The organism is Amycolatopsis sp. NPDC049691, from assembly GCF_040675005.1.
In the GTDB taxonomy this organism is placed as follows: domain Bacteria; phylum Actinomycetota; class Actinomycetes; order Mycobacteriales; family Pseudonocardiaceae; genus Amycolatopsis.
Map to the genome: position 1 here is coordinate 204,191 of NZ_JBFANX010000007.1, position 22,884 is coordinate 227,074.

Annotated in this window: 23 protein-coding genes; 13 read left to right on the top strand and 10 right to left on the bottom strand. The window is 74.3% G+C overall.

Translation table 11 applies throughout. The features are described from left to right. Positions 1-91: 91 nt before the first annotated feature. Complete coding sequence (locus tag AB0J40_RS18395; RefSeq protein WP_364454186.1) at positions 92-961, bottom strand: TIGR03619 family F420-dependent LLM class oxidoreductase; 870 nt, start codon at positions 959-961, stop codon at positions 92-94. A gap of 43 nt (positions 962-1,004) precedes the next feature. Beyond that, positions 1,005-1,787 carry an FkbM family methyltransferase gene (locus AB0J40_RS18400; protein WP_364454745.1) on the bottom strand — a complete coding sequence of 261 codons (783 nt, stop codon included), beginning with the start codon at positions 1,785-1,787 and terminating at the stop codon, positions 1,005-1,007. A 96-nt stretch (positions 1,788-1,883) separates the two neighbouring features. Here AB0J40_RS18400 and AB0J40_RS18405 point away from each other — a divergent pair, with 96 nt between their 5' ends. The 5 genes from AB0J40_RS18405 (at position 1,884) to AB0J40_RS18425 (ending at position 6,642) form a co-directional block, all read left to right on the top strand. Continuing rightward, positions 1,884-2,330 carry a hypothetical protein gene (locus AB0J40_RS18405; protein ID WP_364454188.1) on the top strand — a complete coding sequence of 149 codons (447 nt, stop codon included), beginning with the start codon at positions 1,884-1,886 and terminating at the stop codon, positions 2,328-2,330. Positions 2,331-2,572: 242 nt separating this feature from the next. Continuing rightward, positions 2,573-3,763, top strand: coding sequence for a sialidase family protein (locus tag AB0J40_RS18410; RefSeq protein ID WP_364454191.1), 1,191 nt, complete (start codon positions 2,573-2,575; stop codon positions 3,761-3,763). A gap of 133 nt (positions 3,764-3,896) precedes the next feature. Next, positions 3,897-4,163: a hypothetical protein gene (locus tag AB0J40_RS18415; RefSeq protein ID WP_364454193.1), complete on the top strand. Its 267-nt coding sequence runs from the start codon at positions 3,897-3,899 to the stop codon at positions 4,161-4,163. 36 nt (positions 4,164-4,199) lie between these two features. Continuing rightward, complete coding sequence (gene ligA, locus AB0J40_RS18420) at positions 4,200-6,191, top strand: NAD-dependent DNA ligase LigA (RefSeq protein WP_364454195.1); 1,992 nt, start codon at positions 4,200-4,202, stop codon at positions 6,189-6,191. Positions 6,192-6,249: 58 nt separating this feature from the next. Beyond that, positions 6,250-6,642 carry a hypothetical protein gene (locus AB0J40_RS18425; RefSeq protein WP_364454198.1) on the top strand — a complete coding sequence of 131 codons (393 nt, stop codon included), beginning with the start codon at positions 6,250-6,252 and terminating at the stop codon, positions 6,640-6,642. Between the two features lie 3 nt (positions 6,643-6,645). On the opposite strand, the gene AB0J40_RS18430 is transcribed toward AB0J40_RS18425, so the two are convergent. After that, positions 6,646-6,786: a hypothetical protein gene (locus tag AB0J40_RS18430; protein ID WP_364454200.1), complete on the bottom strand. Its 141-nt coding sequence runs from the start codon at positions 6,784-6,786 to the stop codon at positions 6,646-6,648. Positions 6,787-6,827: 41 nt separating this feature from the next. Further along, positions 6,828-7,670 carry a phytanoyl-CoA dioxygenase family protein gene (locus tag AB0J40_RS18435; RefSeq protein ID WP_364454202.1) on the bottom strand — a complete coding sequence of 281 codons (843 nt, stop codon included), beginning with the start codon at positions 7,668-7,670 and terminating at the stop codon, positions 6,828-6,830. Positions 7,671-7,752: 82 nt separating this feature from the next. Here AB0J40_RS18435 and AB0J40_RS18440 point away from each other — a divergent pair, with 82 nt between their 5' ends. Further along, positions 7,753-8,754: a LacI family DNA-binding transcriptional regulator gene (locus AB0J40_RS18440; RefSeq protein WP_364454204.1), complete on the top strand. Its 1,002-nt coding sequence runs from the start codon at positions 7,753-7,755 to the stop codon at positions 8,752-8,754. Here AB0J40_RS18440 and AB0J40_RS18445 read toward each other — a convergent pair. After that, positions 8,738-9,175: a hypothetical protein gene (locus AB0J40_RS18445; protein ID WP_364454206.1), complete on the bottom strand. Its 438-nt coding sequence runs from the start codon at positions 9,173-9,175 to the stop codon at positions 8,738-8,740. The genes AB0J40_RS18440 and AB0J40_RS18445 overlap by 17 nt on opposite strands. A 135-nt stretch (positions 9,176-9,310) precedes the next feature. On the opposite strand from AB0J40_RS18445, the gene AB0J40_RS18450 reads away from it, so the two are divergent. Further along, a complete protein-coding gene (locus AB0J40_RS18450) occupies positions 9,311-10,480 on the top strand; it encodes a histidine kinase (RefSeq protein WP_364454209.1) in 1,170 nt (389 codons plus the stop codon). A 23-nt stretch (positions 10,481-10,503) separates the two neighbouring features. Continuing rightward, positions 10,504-11,148: a response regulator transcription factor gene (locus tag AB0J40_RS18455; RefSeq protein WP_364454211.1), complete on the top strand. Its 645-nt coding sequence runs from the start codon at positions 10,504-10,506 to the stop codon at positions 11,146-11,148. Here AB0J40_RS18455 and AB0J40_RS18460 read toward each other — a convergent pair. Then, positions 11,029-11,724, bottom strand: a complete 696-nt coding sequence (locus tag AB0J40_RS18460) for an RDD family protein (protein ID WP_364454214.1) — start codon at positions 11,722-11,724, stop codon at positions 11,029-11,031. The two genes, AB0J40_RS18455 and AB0J40_RS18460, sit on opposite strands and share 120 nt — an antisense overlap. Positions 11,725-11,750: 26 nt before the next feature. Here AB0J40_RS18460 and AB0J40_RS18465 point away from each other — a divergent pair, with 26 nt between their 5' ends. The 3 genes from AB0J40_RS18465 to AB0J40_RS18475 all read left to right on the top strand — a co-directional run bounded on the left by AB0J40_RS18465 (position 11,751) and on the right by AB0J40_RS18475 (position 17,601). After that, complete coding sequence (locus tag AB0J40_RS18465; protein WP_364454216.1) at positions 11,751-13,415, top strand: alpha/beta fold hydrolase; 1,665 nt, start codon at positions 11,751-11,753, stop codon at positions 13,413-13,415. A gap of 69 nt (positions 13,416-13,484) precedes the next feature. Then, positions 13,485-14,681: an amidohydrolase family protein gene (locus AB0J40_RS18470; RefSeq protein ID WP_364454218.1), complete on the top strand. Its 1,197-nt coding sequence runs from the start codon at positions 13,485-13,487 to the stop codon at positions 14,679-14,681. Positions 14,682-14,880: 199 nt separating this feature from the next. Next, positions 14,881-17,601: an AAA family ATPase gene (locus AB0J40_RS18475; protein WP_364454221.1), complete on the top strand. Its 2,721-nt coding sequence runs from the start codon at positions 14,881-14,883 to the stop codon at positions 17,599-17,601. Here the strand turns inward: AB0J40_RS18475 and AB0J40_RS18480 are convergent. Next, positions 17,598-18,401, bottom strand: coding sequence for an alpha/beta fold hydrolase (locus AB0J40_RS18480; RefSeq protein WP_364454223.1), 804 nt, complete (start codon positions 18,399-18,401; stop codon positions 17,598-17,600). The genes AB0J40_RS18475 and AB0J40_RS18480 overlap by 4 nt on opposite strands. Before the next feature lie 59 nt (positions 18,402-18,460). Between AB0J40_RS18480 and AB0J40_RS18485 the strand changes: the two genes are divergently transcribed. Continuing rightward, complete coding sequence (locus tag AB0J40_RS18485) at positions 18,461-19,066, top strand: SGNH/GDSL hydrolase family protein (protein ID WP_364454226.1); 606 nt, start codon at positions 18,461-18,463, stop codon at positions 19,064-19,066. Between the two features lie 4 nt (positions 19,067-19,070). Here the strand turns inward: AB0J40_RS18485 and AB0J40_RS18490 are convergent, their stop codons facing one another. Then, positions 19,071-20,189, bottom strand: coding sequence for an iron-containing alcohol dehydrogenase (locus AB0J40_RS18490; protein WP_364454229.1), 1,119 nt, complete (start codon positions 20,187-20,189; stop codon positions 19,071-19,073). After that, complete coding sequence (locus AB0J40_RS18495) at positions 20,177-21,286, bottom strand: mandelate racemase/muconate lactonizing enzyme family protein (RefSeq protein ID WP_364454232.1); 1,110 nt, start codon at positions 21,284-21,286, stop codon at positions 20,177-20,179. Before AB0J40_RS18495 ends, AB0J40_RS18490 begins: the two co-directional genes overlap by 13 nt. A 102-nt stretch (positions 21,287-21,388) precedes the next feature. Here AB0J40_RS18495 and AB0J40_RS18500 point away from each other — a divergent pair, with 102 nt between their 5' ends. Further along, positions 21,389-22,165: an IclR family transcriptional regulator gene (locus AB0J40_RS18500; RefSeq protein WP_364454234.1), complete on the top strand. Its 777-nt coding sequence runs from the start codon at positions 21,389-21,391 to the stop codon at positions 22,163-22,165. Here the strand turns inward: AB0J40_RS18500 and AB0J40_RS18505 are convergent. Beyond that, the gene (locus AB0J40_RS18505; protein WP_364454237.1) at positions 22,152-22,871 is read right to left on the bottom strand and encodes an SDR family oxidoreductase; all 720 of its coding nucleotides are present in this window, start codon (positions 22,869-22,871) and stop codon (positions 22,152-22,154) included. The two genes, AB0J40_RS18500 and AB0J40_RS18505, sit on opposite strands and share 14 nt — an antisense overlap. Positions 22,872-22,884: the final 13 nt, after the last annotated feature.

Genomic DNA, 22,884 nt, shown 5'->3' on the forward strand with positions numbered 1-22,884 from the left:
GAGGGGACTCAGAGCCACCCGAGCATGCAACAAGTGAGCGCCGTCACGCAAGAACTTGACATCAGTCAGAAAAATTGCGACTCCGGTTCCTTCACTCGACTGGCTCAACCGGACGAACCAGGGCGAACCGCTCGGCGAAGGCCGCCAGCTCCTCCCGCTGGGCGGCCGGGTCGGCGGTCGACGGGCTCACGACGAGCCGGGTCACGCCTTCGTCCGCGAGCGCCTCGACGTCCACTTCGGACATTCCGAGCGAGCCCCATCGCGTGTACTGCAGGGCCTCCGGATCCCGGCCGGCGTCGGCCGCAGCCGACCGGGCGAGGTCGAGCTGACGGCGGCGCTCGTCCGGGGTGAGCCTGCCGCCCGGGAAGTAGCCGTCGCCGCGCCGCCCGGCCCGGCGCGCGGCGGCCGCGCTCGAGCCGCCGACGTGGATCGGCAGCCGGCCGGTCGGCTTGGGGAAGCTGCAGACGTCGGCGAAGCGGAAGAACTCGCCGTCGTGGCTGACGCCGGTCTCGTCGCCTTCCCAGAGCAGCCGCAGGACGTCGATCGCCTCGTCGGCCCGGCGGCCCCGGGTGGTGAAGTCGACGCCGGCCGCGGCGGCCTCGCCGGGCAGCGCGCCGACGCCGACGGTGAGCAGCCGCAGGCGCCCGCCGGACAGCAGGTCGAGGGTCGCCAGCCGCTTGGCGAGCACGACCGGGTGGTGGTACGGCAGCAGCAGGACGCCGGTGCCGAGCAGGAGCCGCGTCGTCCCGGCGGCGACGAAGGCCAGGCACTCGAGCGGGTCGCCGTAGGGCAGCGACGGGTCCAGCGCCATCGCCCCGATCTTCATGCCGGGCTGGAGGGCGACGTGTTCCGGGAGGTAGAGCGACTCGAAGCCGAGTTCCTCGGCGTCCGTTGCGACGCGCAGGAGAGTGGCGGGGTCGACGCCGAGGTGCGGGGTGCTGTAGCTGATTCCGAACTTCACGGAGGGCGACGCTAAACAGTGCCGCCCGCGTCAAGGCAACCGCTTACCGCAGCGCGAACACCATTCCGATGTCGGCCGCCCGCTGGACCGGGTCCTGCACCGCCTCGACCGCGAAGCCGTGCGTGGCGAACACGTCTTGGACGCGGTCGCGGTTGGCCGACCACCGCTCGACCTCGACGACCGCTTGGCGGACCAGTGGCCAGTGGCGGTCTTCGATGCCCCGCAGGACTTCCAGCTCGGCGCCCTCGACGTCGACCTTGAGCAGGTCGACGCGGTCGATGCCCTCCTCGTCGAGCACCGCCGACAGCGGCCGCACGCGGACGCGGTGGGTCTCCAGGTCCCGCAGCACCCGCAGCTTGCGGCCGACGAGCCCGCGCAGCACGGGCGCCGGTACGCGGCGGGCCGCCGCGCCCAGGCCGCCCCGGCGGATCATCTCGACGATGCTCGCGGTGACCCGGCGGCGCTCGGCCTCGACGTTGCCCTCGTCGCGCCACGACGAGGAAAAGATCGTCGCGCCCGGGAAGTAGCTGAAGTCGAGCTCGTCCTCGCCGGCCGCGAGCCCGAAGGGCAGCGCTTTCACGCGGCCCGCGAAGAAGTCCTCGCCGTTGCGCGCCAGCTTCTCGTACAGGGGCGGCAACGGTTCGAAGGCGTAGATCCGCACGTCGCCGGCCAGCCGTTCGTAGACGGCCGCGGAGAAGACGCCGACGTTGGCCCCGACGTCCAGGACGGTCGCGCCGGGCGCGAGCTCGACGCCGTTGGTGAAGTAACCGCCGACCTCTTCGCGCAGGAACGACACTTCCCACGGGTTGATGCTGTGCAGGTCCATCGTCACGCGCAGAGGCTTATCAGTCCCGGGCCGCGGGAGCCAGCCCCATCGGTAGGTCACCCGATCGTGGACGACGGCGTGGGCCACACTGGGGGCATGACCGCGACGCTGCTCATCGCCCGCCAGCTCGAGGTGCACGACCACCTGCTGGCCCGTGGCTGGCGGCTCGACGGCGACACCGGCCCGGCCGACGTCCGGTTCCTCGACGACGCCACGGCGGGCTGGTCGTACCCGGCCAGCTTCGGCGGCGAGCGGACCAACGACGTCGGCGACACGACGCCGATGGTCCTGCAGTGCTACTTCACCTTCGGCGACGAGGGCGAAGTGGTGTTCGGCGTCCTCCCGGCGGGCAACCTGCGCGGCAGCGGGTGCGCGAAGCACGACACGAGGGAGCGGCTGTTCCCGCTGACCGGGACTGGCCACGTCGACCTGGTGACGCTCACGGCGATGGTGGACGAGCTGGAGCCGGTCGCGCGGGCGCACGACGTGCGCGCGCTGGTGGAGTGCCGGTACTTCGGCCCGTGTGACGCACCCCGCCGGTAACCGGCGCCCGAGGGCCTGCCCTCGCCGCCGGCCGAACCCGGTGAGCGCCGGTTGCCACCCGCCCAACCTCCCCCACACCCGGGTGCACCTCCGGCCGGCCGCTACCGCCGAACGTCGTCGCGCTCGCCGGTAACCAGCCAAGCGCACCGTAGCCCTTGACGATCGAGCGCGGCCTCTTTAAGTTTGCCGGACATAGGACGTCAGACATCCCATGTCCTACCTCGACGAGGAGGTCGAACCCGGTGCGCAGATTCGGCACGATCCTGCTGGCCGCCGTCACCATGGGCCTGCCCTGCACCCCCGCCGCCACCGCCGCTCCCGGCTGCACTTCCTCGGTGCCCTTCACCTCCGGCACCGAGGGCTACGACACGTTCCGGATCCCCGCCGTCGTCCGGGCCGTGGACGGCGCCCTGGTCGCCTTCGCCGAAGGGCGGCGCGACTCGGCCGGGGACTCCGGGGCCATCCAGACCGTCTCCCGCACCTCGAGCGACGGCGGCTGCACCTGGGGCCCGCTGTCGGTCGTCGACAGCAACGGCGACGCCACCGCCGGCAACCCCACGCCCGTGCTCGCACGGGACGGCGAGCTCGTCCTGCTGACCGTCCACAACGGACTCGTTTCGGAGAAGCAGATCATGTCCGGGCAGGCGTCCGAACAGGACACCCGCCGCGTGTTCGTGCTGCGCAGCCGGGACGACGGCCGCACGTGGAGCGCCGCCCGGGACGTCACCGCCGACACCAAGCTCCCCGGCTGGCGGTGGTACGCCACCGGCCCCGGGCACGCCACCCTGCTGCGCCACGGCCCGCACGCCGGCCGGATCGTCGTGCCCGCCAACCACTCCGCCTCCCCGCCTGCCGGCTCGGCCGACGTCGGCACCGAAGCCAAGTACTACGGCGGCCACGACCTCTACAGCGACGACGACGGCCGCACCTGGCACATCGGCTTCACCGACGACCGCACCGACGGTGTCGTCGCCGCGAACGAGACCACCGCGACCGAACTGCCCGACGGCACCCTCTACTTCTCCAGCCGCAACCAGGGTTCGGCCCCCGAACACCGCGTCGACGGCTACAGCGCCGACGGTGGGAAGACGCTCGTCCGGCCCTACCGGGTGCAGCCAGCGCTGTCCGGGCCGAAGGTCGAAGGCAGCGTCCTGCAGACGACCGTCCCGTGGCTGCTGGTGTACTCCGGCCCGGCCGACCCCGCCACGCGCACCGTCATGCAGCTGCGGCTGAGCACCGACCGCGGGCGCACCTGGCGCGCGGGCCCGACGCTCACCAGCGGCCCTGCCGCGTACTCCGACCTGGTCCAGGCCGACCCCGCCACGCTCGGCGTCCTGTACGAGACGGGCACGGCCGGCCCGTACGAGAAGATCGTGTTCGAGCGGGTGCGGTTGGCCCCGGGACCGCTCGGGAACGCCTCCGCGAGGAGGTGATCGCCGTGGCCGATCTGCCGGCTCAGCGCCCGGCTGGTCGAAGCCGCCGGGTTCCCGGCCGTGTACCTGACCGGCTCCGGCACGACGGCGTCGCTGCTGGGGCGGCCCGACGTCGACGGACGTCTTCCGCGGCGTGCCGCTGCTGTTCACCTGGGCCGAAGGCGGGAAGACCCCGCCGCTGGGCCGGGACCGGCTGCGGGAGCTGGGGTTCCGGCTGATCATCTGTCCGATCTCGACACTGCTGGCGGCCACCGAAGCGATGCGCGCGGTCCTCGGCCGGATCGCCGCGGACGGCACCCCGGCCGGGGTGGTCGGCGACCTGCCGGGGCTGACGGACTTCGCCGAGCCGGCCGGCCTGCCGGAGATCGAGGGGATCGCCGGGCGCTTCGGCGACGGCTGAGCGTTTTCGTCGGTGCTGCCCGGTAATGTCCTGGTCGTGGAAGCACGGGAACGCATTCAGGAACTCGCCGATCGCATCGTCGTCCTGCGCGACGCGTACTACCGGGGTTCGCCCGTCGTGGCGGACGCGGAGTACGACGCGATCGAGGACGAGCTGCGGGGGCTCGTCGAGGCGAACCCGGAGCTGACCCCGGACCCCAACCCGCTCGACCAGGTGGGCGCGCCGGCCGTGCTGCACGCGCCGATCCGGCACTCGCGGCCGATGCTGTCGCTGGAGAAAGCCACCAAGCCCGAGCAGGTCGAGGCCTTCTTCGACCGCTTCCCCGGCCAGCCCGTCGTCGTCATGCCGAAGCTCGACGGCCTGTCGCTCGCCGTCGTCTACGAAGACGGCCGGCTGCAGCGCGCCGTCACCCGCGGCGACGGCACGACGGGTGACGACGTCACCGTGCTGGTCCGGGCGCTGACCGACGGCATCCCGGAGCGGCTCGACGCCCCCGGCCGGGTCGAGGTGCGCGGCGAGGCCGTCATGCTGCGCTCCACCTTCGCCGCCTACAACGAGGCCCACCCGGACAAGCCGCTGATCAACCCGCGCAACGCCGCCGCCGGCACGCTGCGGGCCAAGGACCCGGCCACCGTCGCCGAGCGGCGGCTGCGGTTCTTCGCCTTCGACCTCTACACCGACCCCGACAGCGCGGACACCGACCTGGGCGGCGCGCTGCACACGCTCGGCTTCACCGCCGCCGACATGCGCCGCTGCACCGACGCGGCCGCCGCGCAGGAAGTGATCGGCGAGATCGAGCGGCGGCGCAACGAGCTGGACTACGACCTCGACGGCGCCGTCCTGCGCCTGGCCGACCGGGACGCCTACGCGGCGGCCGGCACCCGGTCGAGCTCGCCGCGCGGCGCGCTCGCCTTCAAGTTCGCCGCCGAGGAGAAGACCACCGTGCTGGCCGACGTCGTCTGGGACGTCGGCAAGACCGGCAAGATCGCGCCGGTGGCGTGGCTGGAGCCGGTGTTCGTCGGCGGCACCACGGTCACCCGGGCGACCCTGGCCAACCAGGAGGTCATCAAGGCCCGCGGGATCAAGATCGGCGACACCGTGCTCGTGCGCCGCGCCGGGGACGTCATCCCGTTCGTGGCCGGCGTGCTCGACGCGTCGAAGCGCACCGGCGCCGAGCGGGAGATCGTGCCGCCGAGCGCGTGCCCATCGTGCGGGCAGCCGCTGACCGAGCAGGGCAACAGCCGGGAACTGTTCTGCACCAACGTCTCCTGCCCCGCGCAGACCGTCCGGCGGCTGATCCACTGGGCGTCGCGGGCCGCGGCGGACATCGACGCGATCGGCGGCGTGTGGATCGAGCGGCTGGCCGAGTCCGGCGACCTCGAACACCCGTCGGACTTCTACCGGCTGACGAAGGAACGCCTGCTGGAGTTCGACCGCATCGGCGAGGTCTCGGCCACGCGCATGATCGAGTCGATCGACGGCAGCCGCTCGGTCGGGCTGCGCCGGGCGCTGATCGGGCTCGCCATCCCGATGGCGTCCGAAGGAACGGCCGCCCGCCTGTGCCGGGCCGGGTTCGGGTCGCTGGAAGACGTCCTCGACGCCGGCGTCGACGGGCTGGTCGCCGTCGAGGACATCGGGCCGAAGGTCGCCGCGTCGCTGATCGAGCACCTGACGCGGCTGCGGCCCGAACTGGAGCGGCTGCGCGAGCGCGGGGTTTCGCTGGACGTCCGCGAGGAGGACCTGCCGCCGGTCGTCGCGGCCGGCGCTCCCCTGGCGGGCAAGACGGTGGTGGTCACCGGCTCGATCAGCGACCCGCGCTCCGGCGAGAAGGTGCCCCGGCCGACGTTCCAGCGGCTGTGCGAAAAGGCGGGCGCCACCATCGCCTCGTCGGTCTCGGCGAGCACGGACCTGCTCATCACCGGCGCCGACGTCGGCGCCGCGAAACTGACGAAGGCCGAGAAGCACGGCGTCACCGTGGCCGACCAGAGTGAAATCTGGCCGCAGCTCATCGAAGCCGGGATCATCTGAGGCAGGGGCTCGTGAGATGCTGCGACCGCGCAGCAGGCCCGAGGGAGAGGCGGAGCGGGTGACCACCTGGACCGATGTGATCAACTACGTTCGGACGCGGTACGAAGTCCTGGAGGACACCGATGGCTGGCTCCGGTTCCGCCTGGAGGGCCCGGACGGCCGCACGCAGCAGGTGACCGCGCACCACGTGGAGGAACTGCACGGCGGCTCGTGGGTGGAAATCTCCTCACCGGTCGGCTGGGCCGACAAGATCGACCTGCGGCGCCTGCTCGAGCTGGCCGGCAACTCGGCGGTCGGCGGCGCGGCGGTCGTGGACGGCGTGGCGCTGTTGAAGCACACCGTGCCGCTCGAAGATCTCAGCATCGAGCACGAGTTCGAGCGGCCGCTCAAGTCGGTCGTCGCCCGGGCGGACTCGCTGGAGCACGAACTGACGGCGTCCGACGAGTTCTAGCTCCTACAGGTGCATCGCCAGCCACAGCGCCATCCAGGCGAGGCACGCGAGCGCGCCCCCGACCCCGAACGCCAGCAGCACGCGGCGCAACCCCGCGACGACCCCGGCCCGGCCCGACACTTCGGTGATCCCTGCTTCAGTCATGGCTTTCTGGTGCCCCGGGCCGGGACGGGCAAACATCGGGTTCAGGAATCTTCGCCCATCACCAAGCCCTCGATCGTGTGCTTCTGGGTGATCGGCGTGAGGGTGTCGACGATCGGGCAGTCCAGGTGCGCCCGCACGGATTCCGGCAGGGACGCCCAGAATTCGCGCGTCACGGCGGTGTCGTGGCGCTCGTCGTTGCCCGCGCCCGGCGCGTCGAGGCCCAGCACCAGAACCGGGCGGGATTTCGCCGAGTGGTTCGCGGTGCCGCGGTGCACGGTCAGCGCCGAGCGGATCGAGATGTCCCCCATCCGCGGGAACTTGCGGACGGCGAGCTCGCGGTAGCGCGGGTAGGCCTCGCGCGGCGGGAACATGCCGTGGTCGAAGGCGGTCCCGTCGTCCCAGTGCGTGCCGGGCGCGATCTCGAACGGGCCCATGTCCGGCTCGGTGTCGACGGCGGTCACGTTGACGGCGAGCGAGTTCAGCCTGCGGTGGCGAGCGGTCTCCTCGGGCATCGGGAAGTCGCGGTGCCACGGCTGGTCGACCGCGCCGGCGAGGGGAACGTCGAAGCCGACCTCGACGATCCGGTAGTCCGGCCCGAGCACCGACTCGGCGACGGCGGTGATCCACGGGTGCCCCGCCAGGTCGGCGAAGCCGCGCAGCTGTTCCGGGTGGATTTCCACGTAGAAGCGGTTCGGGCCGCGGCCGACGGCGCCGTCCGGCCGGGAGCGGGCCTCGGCGAACGCCGTGTCGATGTCTTCGCCGAGGCGGGCCACCCACTCGCGCGGGAAGGCCTGGGGCAGGCCGATGATGCCGTCTTCGTACAGCCGGCGGGTCAGGGAGTCGACCTCGGCGGTGGACAACGGCGAGGTCAGGTTCGTGGTCATGGGGACCTCCAAGGCGTCACGACGGCGTGGCGACTTCAGTTTGCAACGTGGCATGCCACGTTGCAAGAGGTAGGCTGCGGACGTGAACCCGAAACTGCGGGACGTGGCCGAACACGCCGGGGTGTCGGTGCGGACCGTGTCCAACGTGGTCAACGGCTTCCGCTACGTGGCCCCGGCGACGCGCGAGCGCGTGCAGGCGAGCATCGACGCGCTCGGCTACCGGCCGAACATGGCCGCCCGGACGCTGCGCCGCGGCCGGACCGGGCTGGTGGCCCTGGTCGTCCCGGAGATCGACTCGCCGTACTTCGCCGAGCTGGCCGCGCGGACGGTCCGGATCGCCGAACGCCGCGGCCTGACCGTCCTCATCGACCAGACCGACGGGGACGCCGAGCGGGAGAAGGAGCTGCTGCACGGCCGGCGCAGCCAGCTCGTCGACGGCGTCCTGTTCAGCCCGTGGGCGGTGGCGCCCGCGGAGCTGGCGGCCCGTACCGACACCGTCCCACTGGTGCTGCTCGGCGAACACGACGGCGCGGCCGGCGTCGACCACGTCGCGATCGACAACGTCGCCGCCGCGCGCGAGGCCACCGGGCACCTGCTCGCCACCGGCCGCCGGCGCATCGCCGCGCTGGGTATCCAGCCGCGCTCGCTCAACGCGACCGCCCGCCAGCGGCTCACCGGGTACCACCAGGCGCTCGCCGAAGCCGGCGTGCCCGCCGAAGCGGACCTGGAAGTGCCCGTCCGGCGCCTGCACCGCGCGGACGGCCACCGCGCGATGCTGGAGCTGCTCGACCGGGCCGAGCCGCCCGACGCCGTCTTCTGCTTCACCGACGAGCTGGCCCTGGGCGCGCTGCGCGCGGCCGCCGACCGCGGGGTGACCGTGCCCGGCGACCTCGCGCTGGTCGGGTTCGACGACATCGAGGACGGTCGGTTCAGCGTCCCGGCGCTGACCACGGTGTCCCCGGACAAGGACCGGATCGCCGAGCTGGCCCTGGACCGCCTGGCCGCCGAGCCCGGCCCGCCGCGTTCGATCGTCGCCCCCCACCGGCTCGTGGTGCGCGGGACCAGCGTCACGCCCGCCGGTTGACCACGCGCAGGATGAGCCACTGGTCGAACCAGGCCCCGGCCGTGGTGACGACGAGCATCACGAGGCCGAGGATCAGGTGCGTGTAGCTGTGCAGCGGCGCGGCGCTGTCGGTGAGCTTCGTCAGTCCGAACTGGAGTCCCAGCCGCAGCGTGAAGAGCACGGCGACGAGGACCAGGGCCTGCTTGCTGCGCCAGACCGCGCGCAGGTACTTGCGGCGCCGGGACAACAGCGTGAACCACAGCGTCAGGTGCACCACGACGAGCACGATCGGCAGGAAGACGACCCAGTGGTACCGGTCGCCGAACTGCAGGCTGAGGTCGTTGGACGCCACCAGCAGCCCGACGAGCACGAAGTACCAGCCCGGCAGCCCCTCGATCTTCCCGGGGCGGGTTTCGGTCTCCGGTGCCTGGAATCCGTTCATGCTCCCCAGCCTCGCCGGAACCCCCGCGCGATCGATCAACCGGCGGTACGAGATCCCCACCGCGGTCTCGTACCCAGGTACGAACTCCGGGCGCGGGCGGAGCGCCGGGCCGCCGGGTGCGGCACCATCGGGCAGGTGACCGACCGGATCCCGTGGACCGGCCGCCGCGGCCCGCTGGTGGCCGAGGCGGTCGTGCTCGGCGTCCTGGTGGTGCTCGACATGGTCTTCGCCGCCCGGGCCGTGCCGGGCCAGGGCGGTCTCACGAGCGTCGCGATCGAGTTCGCGCCGGGAGCCGGCCCGGTCATCGCGGTGCTGGCCGTGCTGCGCCGCCGGTTCCCCGACCACATCGCCGGGCTGGCCTCCGCCGTCTCCGGGCTTTCGCTGCTGGGCTCGGTGATCGCGGCGGCACTGGCCGTCGCGGGCACACGGCTCCCGCCGCAGCCGGGCGCGGCCGAGACCCTCGCGATCGCGCTCGTCGTCGGCGCCTCCTGCCACCGGCTCTCCCCGCGGGCGGCCGCCGTCCAGGCCGTGCTCGGGGGGTGCGCGGCGACGCTCGCCCCGATCCTGCGCTACGGCACCGGCTCCCCCGCCGCGCTCTACGCCGCCGGCGCCGCGGTGGTCTGGGGCGGGGCCCTGGCGGGCGGCCTGGTGCTGCGCGACGCCGACGTCCGCCACCGCGTCGACGTCCTCGAACTCCGCTCCGCCGAACGGCTCCGGCTGGCCCGCGAACTGCACGACCTGGTGGCGCACCAGATCACCGGCATCGTGGTGCGCGTCCAGGCCGCGCACCGGGTCGCCGAGCGCACCGGCGGCGACACCGCGACCTTCGCCGAGCTCGAAACCGCGGGCGCCGCGGCGCTTTCCGCGATGCGCCGGCTCGTCGGCGCGCTGCGGACCGGCGACGAAGACCTCTTCGTGCCGCCCGCCGACCTCGCCACCGCCGTCGACCGCGCGGTGCCCGACGACGACCGCATCCACCTCGACGTCAGCCCGGACCTCGGCGAGCTCGCCGTCGCGCCGGAGGTCGTGACCACCGCGCACCGGCTGCTCACCGAGTCCCTCACCAACGTCCGGCGGCACGCGCCCGACGCCGCCGAGGTCCGGGTGCTCGTCCACCACGAACCGCCCGGCGGGCTGCGCGTCGAGGTGGTCAACGACGGCGCCGCCCGGCCCGCCCGCCGGGGCGGCTACGGCCTGCTCGGGATGGCCGAACGCGTCGCGGCGGTGGGCGGTACGGTGCACGCGGGACCGGCGGAAGGCCGGCGCTGGCGCGTGGTCGCGCGGCTGCCGCTGCGGCCGGACTGACCGCCGCGGGAGGGGAGAGCGGGTTGCCGACGCGAGTGCTGATCGCCGACGACCAGGCGATGGTCCGCGCGGGCTTCCGGCTGATCCTGGAAGGCGAACCGGACATCGAGGTCGTCGGCGAGGCCGCCGACGGCGACCAGGCCGTGCGGCTGGCCCGCGAACTGCGCCCCGACGTCACGCTGATGGACATCCGGATGCCTGGTGTGGACGGGCTGCGCGCCACCGAACTGCTGGCCGGCCCGGACGTCCCGGACCCGCTGCACGTGGTGATGGTGACGACGTTCGGGCTCGACGAGAACGTGCACGCGGCCCTGCGCGCCGGGGCGTGCGGGTTCCTGCTCAAGGACGCCGGGCCGAACCTGCTCGTCGAAGCCGTGCACGCGGCCGCTCACGGCGAAGCGCTCGTCTCCCCCGCGATCACGACCCGGCTGCTCGCGCACTTCACGCGCGCCACGTCCCGCCCGGCGCCGGAAACCCCGCTCACGCCGCGGGAACTCGACGTCGTGAAGGCCGTGGCGCGCGGGGCGACGAACGACGAGATCTGCCGCTCACTCGTGGTTTCGCTGCCCACGGTCAAAACCCACATCGGCGCCGTCAAGCGCAAGCTCGGGGCCCGCAACCGCACCGAAATCGCCATCTGGGCGTGGGAAAGCGGCCTGGTCCACTGACTTCGGCACGCGCACGACGACGGTGCGCGCGACGATGTCGCCGAACCGCTGCCGCCGGCGCGACACCAGCATCACCACGATGCCCGCGAGGCCCCACGCGAAGCCGTCGACGACCATCAGCAGGTCGCGGACGAAGAGCGCGCCCAAGGTCGGGTGGCCGCCGTCGAGGGTCCGGATGCGCAGGCGCAGCCAGCGCATCGCCGGGGTCTGCCCGCCGTGCCGGTAGGGCCACCACACGTTGACGAACACCAGACCGAGGAAGTCCAGCACCAGCATCGTGTAGAGGACGACCTTGAGGAACGTCAGCAGGCCCGGGCCGTTCGGGTGGAAGAGCCAGACCACGGCGATCGCGAGCAGCAGCATCGGCAGGAAGACGAGCAGTTCGTCGAGCAGGAACTGCACCAGGCGGCGCCCGACGACGCCGATTCCCGGACGGGTCATGAGCCCATGATCCCGATCCCCGCGGCGCGGCGCGCGCTGAGCCGGCCGGCTCATACCCAGGGTCGAGGCGTCGGCGGCGAGTTCGTCCTCCGGGTTGATCACCGGCGCCCGGCGCCGGGCCAGGCTCGGGCGCACCCCACCCGGCGACGAAAGGACACCCGGTGCGCATCTCCCGGACCGGACTCGCGGCCGCGACGGCCGCCCTCTTCGCGGCGGCGGTGCCCGCCGCGGCCGCGGACCCGCTCACGCCGTACACCAGCCAGCAGCTCCAGTGGGGCGACTGCCCGTTCAAGCCGGGCGCCGGCGACGCGCCGACGCAGTGCGCGCTGGTCACCGTGCCGCGCGACTGGGCGAACCCGGCCGCCGGCACCGACCTGACGGTGCAGGTCAGCCGCGCCGCCGCGACCGGCGAACGGCAGGGCGCGCTCCTGCTCAACCCCGGCGGGCCCGGCGGCCAGGGCAGCACGCTCGCCGGTCCGCTCGCCGCGCTGGAGCCGTCCGTGCACCGGCTCTACGACTTCGTCGGCATGGACCCGCGCGGCACCGGCCACGCGGGCACCGGCGATCAGGGCTTCCAGTGCCGGGTACCGGTCGGGCGGCTGCCGCAGGGCCTGCTGGACGCCCGCGACCGGTCGGCCGCGAGCATCGCCGAACACCAGAAGCGTCCGCGGGCCGTCGCCGAAGCGTGCCAGAGCGACGCGCTCGCCCCCTACGTCACGACGTGGCAGACCGCGCACGACATGGACCTGATCCGCGCCCTGCTCGGCGACGAGAAGCTGAACTACCTCGGCTACTCCTACGGCACGTGGCTCGGCGCCAAGTACGCGTCGCTGTTCCCGGAGCACACCGGCAAGACCGTGCTCGATTCCAGCGTCGACTTCGAAGGCAGGCTGCAGGCCGACTTCGAGGCGTTCCCGGTGATCGACCAGCGCCAGTTCGACGACGTCTACGTGCCGTGGCTCGCGCGGAACTTCGCCGCGCAGCTGGGCGGGACGGCCGCCGAGGTGAAGGCGAAGTGGGAACGCGTCCGGGCCTACTACGGCAGTCAGGGCGTCTCGCCCGACAACTTCGACGGCATCTTCGTCGGCAACGGCAGCGAGCTGCAGTGGCTGCTCGGCGCGGTCGTCCTCCTCGGCGGCGCGGCGGCGCTCGACGGTACCGCGGCCACTCCCCCGCCGGCGCTGGCCGACGCGCTGGATGCGGTGTCCCACAAGGCGTTCGGGGTCCCGGCCGCCGCCGTGACCCCGGCCGTCGTGGCCGCGGCGGCGCCGGACTACACCCAGGCGCCCGGCACCCGCTACGCCGTCGCGTGCGGTGACCAGCCGACGCGTCCGGCGGCCTGGTACCGGCGGCTCAGCGACCGGCAGGGACCGCGGTACCCGCTGTTCGGCTGGGCCTACGGCCTCGGCGAGACGTGCGGTTTCTGGTCCGACGCGCCGCAGCACGAACTGCCGGACGTGCCCGCTTCGGTGGCGGCGAACATCCTTGTGGTGCAAGGGGAATTCGATCCACAGACCGGCTACGAGCAGGCATCGGCGGCGGTGCGCTCGGCGCGGGTGCCGCTGGTGTCGGTCGACGACTCGCCGTTCCACGGGCAGTACGCGCTGGCGGGCAACCCGTGCGTCGACGGGCTGGTGAACGTGTTCCTCACCAAGAACTCCCGGCCCGGCAGCACGACCTGCCCGGGGGTCCCGCTGCCGGGCGAGGACCGGGTGTACCCGGTCGCCGGCCCGGTGCGTTCTACGCCGACCGTCCAAGCGCGACTGTCGGCGGAGAGCGCGGTGCGGACGCGGGTCCAGGACCAAGTCAGCGCGGCGAACCGCTGACCGATCTCCGTACCGCGTCTCCGTAGTTGCCTCGACGTGCGGACCGCGGATCCGGGCGATCGTGGCCCCATGACGAAACAGCTTGTGGTGACCGAGCGGCGGCGGCTCACGGCGGTGCGCGCGGCCCGGTTGTTCGACGGCGTCGGGTCCGCCCTGGTGGCGAACCCGCTGGTGGTGCTGGACGGCGCCACGGTACTGGGCGTCGAGTCCGGCGGGACCGTCCCCGACGGGGCCGACGTCCTGGACCTGGGTGGCGCGACGCTGCTGCCGGGCCTGGTCGACACGCACGTCCACCTGGCCTTCGACGCCAGTACCGAACCCGTCGCACGGCTCGCCGCCCGGGACGACGAGCAGGCGTTCGCCGCGATGGCCGAGGCCGGGCGGGCGTCGCTGCGGGCCGGGGTGACGACGGTGCGGGACCTCGGCGACCGCGGCTACCTGTCGCTGGGGCTGCGGGACCGCGCGGACCAGCCGTCGCTGGTCGCCGCCGGGCCGCCGATCACCAGCCCGGGCGGGCACTGCCACTTCCTCGGCGGCGTCGCGGAGGCGAGCGAGGCGGGGGTGCGGGCGGCGGTGCGCGAGCACGTCGAACGCGGGACCGACGTCATCAAGATCATGGCCAGCGGCGGGACGATGACGCCGGGCACGCGCCAGGAGGACGCCCAGTTCGACCGGGACGTCCTGCGCGCGGCGGTCGACGAGGCCCACCGCCACGGGCTGCCGGTGACGGCGCACGCCCACGGCACGCCGTCGATCGTCGACGCCCTCGCGGCGGGCGTCGACGGTATGGAGCACGTGACGTTCTGGACCGCGACGGGCGTCGAGCACTCCGAGGAGCTGCTGCGGGCCGTCGTGGACCAGGGAGTGGCGGTGGGGGCGACGGTCGGCATGGTGCCGGTCGAGGGCCTGGCACCGCCCGAGGAGATCGCGCGCCGGATGCCGGGCGTGATCGGCAACTACCGGCGCCTGCACGAGCTGGGGGCGCGGGTGGTCGCGGGCACGGACGCGGGGATCGCGCCGGTGAAGCCGCACGGGGTGCTGCCGTGGGCGCCGTTGATGCTGCGCCAGATCGGCCTCTCCCCGGCCGACGCGCTGCGCGCGGTCACCTCGGTCGCGGCGGGGGTCTGCGGACTGGCGCACCGCAAGGGCCGCGTGGCACCCGGGTTCGACGCGGACCTGCTGGCGGTGGACGGCGATCCCCTGGCGGACCCGCGGGCGTTGCTGCGGGTCCGGGCGGTCTGCGCGCGAGGGACGTGGGTCGCGTGAAGGCGCTCTGGCGGACGTTGGTCAAGGGATTGGCGCGGGCGTCGTGGTTCCCGGCGCCGATCTGGCCGGCCGGGCCGAAGTTCCGGTGGCCGGGCGAGCCCCGCTGACCCGGCGGACCCCCTGACCGGCACCTGCCCGCCTCCCCCGCCGGCCTGGCGAACCACGCCGGAGCCGCGCGGGCGCCGTATCGTACTGGCGCATGGAGCTCGGCCGGGGCTTCGTCGGCCGGGCCGGCGAACTGAACCTCTTGCGCGCCGGCCTCGCGGAAGCGCGGGCCGGGCGGGGCCGGGTGGTGCTCGTCGTCGGCGAGCCCGGCATCGGCAAGACCAGCCTCGCCCGGGAACTCGCCCGGCACGCTGAGGACATCGGCGTGCCGGTCGGCTGGGGACGCGCCAGCGACGACGAAGGCAGCCCGCCGTACTGGGTCTTCCGGCAGCTGGCGCGCTCACTGGACCGGCCGTTCCCGACCGGCGACGCGAACGGTTCCGCCGAGGCCCGCTTCCAGGCCTTCGAAGCCTTCGCCGACGGCCTGCGCGAGGCAGCCGCGCCGCACGGCCTGCTCGCCGTGCTCGACGACCTGCAGTGGGCCGATGCCGCGTCGCTCGCCCTGCTCGTCCACCTCGCCCGGGACCTCGACCGCGCGCCCGTGCTGGTCGTCGCGACCTACCGGGACACCGAGGCGACCGGCCGCGAAGCCCTCACCACCGCGCTCGCCGCACTCGCCCGCGAGCCGGTCCTGACCCGGATCCGGCTGGCCGGGCTGACCGAAGCCGAGGTCGTCGAACAGCTCGGCCGCGGGGGCGTCCCGGCCGAGCTCGCGACGCTCGTCAGCCGCCGGTCGGGCGGCAACCCCTTCTTCGTGTCCGAGCTGGCCCGGCTGGCCGGCGCGGGCGGGGACGCGCTGCCGGACGGCGTCGTGGACACCGTGCGGGCGCGGCTGGCCCGGCTGAGCCAGCCGTGCCGGCTGCTGGTCGCGACCGCCGCGGTGCTCGGGCGCGACCTCGACCCGACCGCGCTCGCCGAGGTCACCGGCCGGCCCGCCGCCGACGTCCTGACCGACCTCGACGAGGCCGCCGAAGCCGGGATCGTGACCGCGCGCAGCTTCAAGCACGACCTGATCCGGGAGTCCGCGGCGGCGGACCTGCCGACGGCGGCGCGGCTGACCGCGCACGCCCGGCTGGCGGCCTGGCTTGAGCACCGCGACCCGGCCCGGACGTCGGAAATCGCCCACCACTGGCTGGAATCGCTGCCCGTCGGCGACGCGGCGAAAGCCGCGGACTGGGCCGAGCGCGCCGGCGACCAGGCGCTGGCCCAGCTCGCCTGGGAACGCGCCGCCGAGCTCTACCGGCGCGCGCTCGACGCGGCGCCCGCGTCCGCCGCCGACCGGGCCCGGCTCGGCCGCCGCGAAGGGGTCGCCCACCTGCGCGGCGGCGAGATCGAACGCGGCTCGCGGGCCTTGGAGGCCGCCGCCGTCGCGGCCCGGGAGGCCGGTGATCCGGCGCTGCTGGGCGAAATCGCCCTGGCGATGGAAGGCCTGTCCGATCCGTGGGGCAGCTTCAACGGGGCCAAGATCGCCCGCGAGGCGCTCGCCGGGCTGCCGCCGGGCGACGACCCGTTGCGCGCCCGGCTGCTCGCCCTGCACGCGGGGGAAGCGGGGTTCCTCGGGGGCGGCCAGGCCGAGTCGGCCGAGGCGCTGGCCATCGCCGAGACCCTCGGCGACCCGGACGTGCTCTGCTCGGCGCTGCGGGCCCGGCAGATGGTGCGGTCCGGCCCCGACGGCGTGCACGAACGGCTGGCCCTCGCCCAGCGGATGCTCGCGCTCGGCGAAGACCGCGACGACGCCGACGCGCTGCTGTGGGGTCACCTGTGGCGGTTCGACGCACTGCTGATGCTCGGCCGGTTCGGGGAGGCCGAACAGGAGCTCGACGCGCTGCGGCTGCCGGCCGAACGCCTCCGCCGTCCGCTCGCGCGCTGGCACCACCTGCGCAGCTCCGCGACGGTCGCCATCGCGCGCGGGCGGTTCGACGACGCCGTCGAGGCGCTGCAGCAGAGCTTCGCGCTCGTCGCGGACCGGGCGCACATGTCGTTGCGGGGCGTGCCGATCACCGTGCTGGCGTCCGTCGCCGGGCTCACCGGGCGGGCGAGCCTGGTGACGCCGGCGATGGCGAGCATCTTCACCGAGCACGCTCCGCCGTTCGTCGCCCTGCTGCATTCGGCGTGGCTGCTGCAGATGGGCGACCGGGCCGGGGCGGCCGGGTTCTACCGCCGCGGCGCGGTTTTCGAGCCCGCGCCGGTGCCCGCGACGCTGCCCGTCGCCGCGGCCGCGGTGGAGGTGGGCGCGGAGTTCGGGCCGCCGGAGGCCGTCGAGCGGGCGGCGGCGATCCTGCGGCCGCACGCCGGGTTGTTCGTCACCGGCGGCGCGGGCTCGATCCTCGTCACCGGCTCGGTCCGCCGCTACCTCGCGCTGGCGGCCGCGGCCGCCGGCCGGCTCGACGAAGCCGTGCGGGAATCCCGGCTCGCGATCGCGGCCAACGAGGAGGCAGGCACCCCGCCGTACGCCACGCTGGCGCGCTTCGAGCTGGCCAAGACGCTGGCCCGGCGCGGCCGTCCGGGCGACGTGCCCGAAGCGCTCGGCCTGGCGGCCTCGGTGTCGGCGACGGCCGCCCGGCTGGGCATGGCCCCGGTCCGGCAGGCCGCCGACGCGCTGGCCGCGACCCTGCGCGGGGACACGCCGGGGCCGCTGACCCGCCGCGAGCGGGAGGTCGCCGCGCACGTGGCCGACGGGCTGACGAACAAGCAGATCGCGGCGCTGCTGCACATCTCCGAGCGGACGGCGGAGAGCCACGTCCAGCACATCCTCACCAAGCTCGGCTGCACCAACCGCGCCCAGATCGCCAAGTGGGTCGCCGCCAACGCCTAGCGCGGCACCAGGGACAACACCGCCTCGACGAGTGCCGGTCCCTCGAGGAGCACCGGGTCGTTGTGGTCGGCGTCCGGGATCTCCACCAGCCGCGCCGCGGCCGCCGCGGCCACTTCGCGGCTCTGGGCGGGCGGGACGACCGTGTCGCGGCCGCCCAGGACCACCACCGTCGGCACCCGCAGGCGAGCGACCTCCTCCTTGACCGGGAACCGGTCGCGCAGCAGGAGCCGCACCGGCAGGTACGGGTACACCTCGGCGCCGACCGCAGCCAGCTCGGTGAACGGCGACCGCAGGAGCAGCCCGGCCGGCGGGTGCTCGAGCGCCAGCTCGGTCACCACCGCGCAGCCGAGGCTCTCGCCGTAGTAGAGGATCCGGCCGGGCGGCACCCGCCGGTCCTCGGTCAGGAACCGCCAGGCCGCGCGGACGTCGAGCGCCAGGCCGTCCTCGCCGGGATCGCCGGGGTTGCCGCCGTAGCCGCGGTAGTCGAACACCAGCACCGCCAGCCCCGCCTGTGCGAGCTTCGCCGCCAGCGGCGCCCGGTCGGCCCGGTTGCCGCCGTTGCCGTTCGCCACCAGCACGGTCGCGAGCGGTTCCCGCTGAGCGGGCCGGACGAACCACGCACCCAGGTCGAGGCCGTCGGCGGTGCGGAGCCGGACGTCCTCGGCGCCGGGCAGCACCGTGGCCGCCGCGGGCACCGGCGTCGTGTCCGGCAGGTAGATCAGACGGCGCTGGAAGACCCACACCAGCGCCAGCGCCAGCACGACGACCAGCACCAGCCCGAGCAGCACCCGCACGACCACGGTCCTAGTCAAGCGAACCGCCCGGGAAACAACCACGCCCCGCGGACGTTGTACCCACGATGACCACGCTCCGATTCTGCGTCCTGGGCGACTCGCTGGCCGCCGGTGTCGGCAGCGCGCGCCCGGAGGACACCCTCGGGCAGCGGCTCGCGCGGCGGCTGCGGGCCGCGGGCCACGTCGTTCAGCTTCAGGGCTTCGGCGTGCCCGGCGCGCGCTCGGCCGACCTGGACCGCCAGGCCGGCGCCGCCCTGCGCGCCGGCGTGGACCTGGCGCTGATCGTGATCGGCGCGAACGACCTGGCCGGGTTCGTCTCGCCGGCCGTCGGTGCCCGCCAGCTGCACGACGCCGTGGCCCGGCTCGTCCGCGCCGGCGCCCGCGTCCTCGTCGTGCCCGCCCCCGACCTGGGCATCGTGTCGCGGGTGCCGGGGCCCTACCGCGAGCTGGTCTCCGCGGCGAGCGGCCACTACGCGAGCGCCCAAGCCGAAGCCGCGATCCGGGCCGGCGGTGCCGTGGCCACCGCGGGCCCGCAGCTCACCGGGCGGTTCGCGGCGGACGCGTCGCTGTTCTCGGCGGACCGGTTCCACCCCTCGTCGGCCGGGTACGCGGTGATCGCGGACGCGCTGGCGCCCCACCTGCTCGCGGTGGCGGCCGGGCTCGCCGCGTAGCGGTTCAGTACACGCTCCGCAGCAGCTCGACGACCTCCGCCTCCGACGGCAGCCGGGGCGTGTTCTTCGTGACGGTGTCGGCGACCGCGTCCGCCGCGATCACCGGGAGGTCCTCGCGGGCGACGCCGAGTTCGCGCAGCGGGCGCTTGATCCCGAGCGCGCCGGAAATCCCGCGCACCGCCTCGATCGCCTCGCCCGGCCGGCACAACGCACGAGCCGTCGCCTCGTACGCCGGGGCACCGAACGCCAGCACCTCCTCCAGCACGGCCGCCAGCGCCACGCCGTGCGGGGTGCCCGTGTGCGCGGTCAGCGCGTGCCCGATCCCGTGGACCAGCCCGAGCCCGGACAACGTCAGCGCGTGCCCGGCCAGGTGCGCGCCCAGCATGAGCCCGGACCGCGCCGCCAGGTCGCCGCCGTCGCGGCAGGCCACCGGGAGCCAGCGGCCGACCAGCTCGACCGCCTGCGTCGCGTACGCCGCGGAGAACGGCGTCGACCCGCGCGAAGCCAGTGACTCGATGCCGTGGACCAGCGCGTCCAGCCCGGTCGCGGCGGTCACCGCGGCGGGCAGGGCGAGCGTCAGTTCCGGGTCCAGAACGGCGATCCGCGGCCGCACCGACGAGTGTCCGATGTAGACTTTCCGGCGGGTGCACCGGTCTTCGGTGACGCCGAAGCCGTTGGTCTCGGCTCCGGTGCCCGCGGTGGTGGGCACCGCGATCAGCGGCAGGCCGTCGCGCGCGTCCCACAGCCGGTCCGCGTCCGCCGCGGCCGCGCCCGGGTTGCCGGCCAGCAGGGCGATGCCCTTGGCCGCGTCCAGCGCCGACCCGCCGCCGAGCGCGAGCACCGTCGCGACGCCGAACTCGCGCAGCCGCGCGGCCCCGCGGTCCAGCTCCGCCGTCGACGGGTTCGGGCCGACGTCCTCGTGCACGGCGTGCTCGATCCCGGCCGCCGCCAGGATCTTCTCGACGCGCCCGACGATCCCGGTGGCCCGCAGACCGCGATCGGTGACAACGAACACCCGCGCGTGCCCTACGAAATCGACGAAGGCGGGCAGCTCGGCCAGTACCCCGGGCCCGTATTCGGTCCGGCCGCCCGGTACCACGGTCCAGCGCGTCAGATCCGCCACCGGTCCACCGCCTCCTCGTCGAGTTCGACACCCAGACCGGGCCGCGGAGGAACTTCCAGGTCGCCGTCCGGGGTGATCATCAGCGGTGCCGCCAGCATGAAGTCGCGGCGCCCGGGCGTCCAGCCGGGCGGGTCCCAGGGGAGCTCGAAGTACGGGCCACCACCGACCCCGGCCGAGACGTGCAGGTTGGCGAGCACGCCGATGCCGTTGGTCCAGCTGTGCGGGGTGAACGCGCGGTGCTTGAGCCGCGCGAGCTCGGCCAGCGTCCGGGCGCGGTGCAGGCCGACCGCCAGCACGACGTCCGGCTGGTAGACGTCGAGGACGTCCTCTTCGAGGTACCGCAGCAGCTCCGGCACCGAGTGCTGCATCTCCCCCGCCGCGATCCGCACGCCCGGGTTCTCCGCCCGCAGCGTGCGGAAGCCGTCGAGGTCGTGGTACGGCAACGGTTCTTCGACCCACAGGACGTCCAGTTCGGCCAGCCGGCGCACCAGCTTGCGGGTGTCCGCGAGGTCGGTCGCGGCGCTCGTGTCGCCGGCCATCCGCCAGGACTGGTTGAGGTCGACCATGATCCCGAAGCCCGGGCCGAGCGCGTCGCGGACGGCCGCCACCGCGGCGACGCCATCGTCCACGCGCTCGCGGGCGATGCGGATCTTCATCGCCCGGAACCCGGCTTCCCGGGCCCGCAGGGCGGTTTCGACGCGTTCCGCCGGCGGTTTCAGCTCCGCCGAGGAGGCGTACGCGGGCAGCGAACGCGTGGCGTTCCCGAACAGGGTCGCCACCGGCAGGCCGGCGACCTGGCCGATGACGTCCCAGAGAGCGGCTTCGAGGGGCCAGAAGCGACCGCCGTGGAAGTTCGCCGTTTCGATGGCCTGGACGTGCCGGACGATGTCGAGGGGGTCCTCGCCGAGGAACAGGTGCTCGACGGCCTCGAAGCCGGCCATGGTGTCGCCGGAGCCGATGCCGGTGACGCCGTCGTCGGTGTGGACGCGCACGATCGTGGCGTCGAAGTGCCGGCGTGGGTCCGGGTCCCAGGCCGCGCGCAGCGGCGGGTCCAGGTCCAGCCGCAGCCGGTCGAGGGTGATGGCCGTGATCCGCACCCGCTCGACGGTAGGAGCCACCGGAAACGCCGGGCAAGGACCAGCCGGCGATCGCAACGCGCGTTGCGCTCACGCCAACCGCGGCTTGCTACGTTCGCGGGCATGCCCGACGACCAGCGCCACCCCGGCCACGGCCTCCGCCGCGACCTGGACCTCCTCGAAGCGCTCGCCTCACCCGAGGCCCAGCGCGCGGGCGGGCTGGGTGTGGCCCGGCTCGCGCGGCTCACCGGGCGGGAGAAGAGCCAGGTCTCGCGGGCGCTCAAGGCGCTCGCCGGAGAAGACGTCGTCGAACGGGATCCCGACACGCTCGCCTACCGGCTCGGCAGGCGGTTGTTCTCGCTCGTCGCCCGGACCGTCGACGACCGGCTCGTCCGCGCCGCCGAACCGGTCATGCGGGACCTGGCGGTCGAGCTCGAAGAGACCACCCACCTCTGCGTGCTGCGCGGCCAGGAGGTGCTCACCGTGCTTTCGGTGTCCGGGCACTCCTTCCGCGCGCCCGGCTGGGAAGGCCGCGGTGTCCCGGCCCGCCGCACGTCCGCCGGGCGCGTGCTGCTGCTCGACGCCTCCCCCGACGACCTCTACGTCCGCTTCCCGGAACCGTCCGAAGTGGACTCCTTGCCCCGGTTGGCGGCGAAGATCCGGGAAGCCCGGCGGGACGGTTACGCCCGCGTCCACGAAGAGTTCGAGCCGGGCCTCGCCGGGGTGTCGGCACCGGTGCGGGACTTCCGCGGCCGGGTCGTCGCCGCGCTCAACGTCTCCGCGCCCGCCGGGCGGCTCGGCGGGCGCCTCGACGCCGCCGGCCGGGTCACCGCCCGGGCCGCCGCGAGGATTTCCGCGGACCTCGGCTGGGAATCCACAATGGACGTCAACGAGTGGTGAACGCGCCGCCGTTGACGTGCAGCGTCTGGCCGGTGATGTGCCGGGCCCCTTCGGAAGCCAGGAAGAACGTGGTCTCCGCGATGTCGCGGGGGTGGCCGGCCCGGCCGTTGTGCGTCGCCGCGATCAGCGCCTCCCGCCGCCGATCGGTCAATTTGCCTTGGAAGAACGCGGTTTCGGCGATGTACCCCGGCGAGATCACGTTGGCGGTGAGCCCCTTCGGACCGACCTCCGCCGACAGCCCGGCGGTCCACGCGGCCAGCGCCGCTTTCGCCGCGCCGTAGGAACCCGACGCGTACTCGGCGCCGATCGACCCGACGGCGACGATGGTGCCGCCCGGGCGCAGCTTGCCGAGCACCGCGGTCGTCGTCAGCACGGCGCTGAGCAGGTTGGCGTCCAGGTTCGCCCGCCACGCCGCGAGCACGCCCGCCAGGCCCGGGCCCGGCTCGCCGGCGAGGTCGGTGTTGCCGCCCGCCGAGTTCACGACGACGTCGAGGTCCGGGCCCAGCTCGTCCGCCAGCCGGGCCACCTGCCCGGGATCGGTGGCGTCGCACGGGATCGGACGGACGTCGAGCTCGCCGGCCACGCGTTCGAGGCGGCCGGCGTCCCGGCCGGTGACGACCACGGTGTCCCCGGCCGCGCGGAAGCGGGCGGCGACCGCCTTGCCGAGCCCGCTCCCGCCGCCGGTGACCAGCACGATACGACTCACGAACACTCCTCCT

Excerpts from the sequence above, each read along its gene's own strand:
- AB0J40_RS18470 (WP_364454218.1), top strand. The coding sequence starts at position 13,485 with ATGACGAAACAGCTTGTGGTGACCGAGCGGCGGCGGCTCACGGCGGTG.
- AB0J40_RS18475 (WP_364454221.1), top strand. The coding sequence starts at position 14,881 with ATGGAGCTCGGCCGGGGCTTCGTCGGCCGGGCCGGCGAACTGAACCTC.
- AB0J40_RS18435 (WP_364454202.1), bottom strand. The coding sequence starts at position 7,670 with ATGACCACGAACCTGACCTCGCCGTTGTCCACCGCCGAGGTCGACTCC.
- AB0J40_RS18400 (WP_364454745.1), bottom strand. The coding sequence starts at position 1,787 with ATGGACCTGCACAGCATCAACCCGTGGGAAGTGTCGTTCCTGCGCGAA.
- AB0J40_RS18445 (WP_364454206.1), bottom strand. The coding sequence starts at position 9,175 with ATGAACGGATTCCAGGCACCGGAGACCGAAACCCGCCCCGGGAAGATC.
- AB0J40_RS18405 (WP_364454188.1), top strand. The coding sequence starts at position 1,884 with ATGACCGCGACGCTGCTCATCGCCCGCCAGCTCGAGGTGCACGACCAC.
- AB0J40_RS18485 (WP_364454226.1), top strand. The coding sequence starts at position 18,461 with ATGACCACGCTCCGATTCTGCGTCCTGGGCGACTCGCTGGCCGCCGGT.
- AB0J40_RS18500 (WP_364454234.1), top strand. The coding sequence starts at position 21,389 with ATGCCCGACGACCAGCGCCACCCCGGCCACGGCCTCCGCCGCGACCTG.
- AB0J40_RS18430 (WP_364454200.1), bottom strand. The coding sequence starts at position 6,786 with ATGACTGAAGCAGGGATCACCGAAGTGTCGGGCCGGGCCGGGGTCGTC.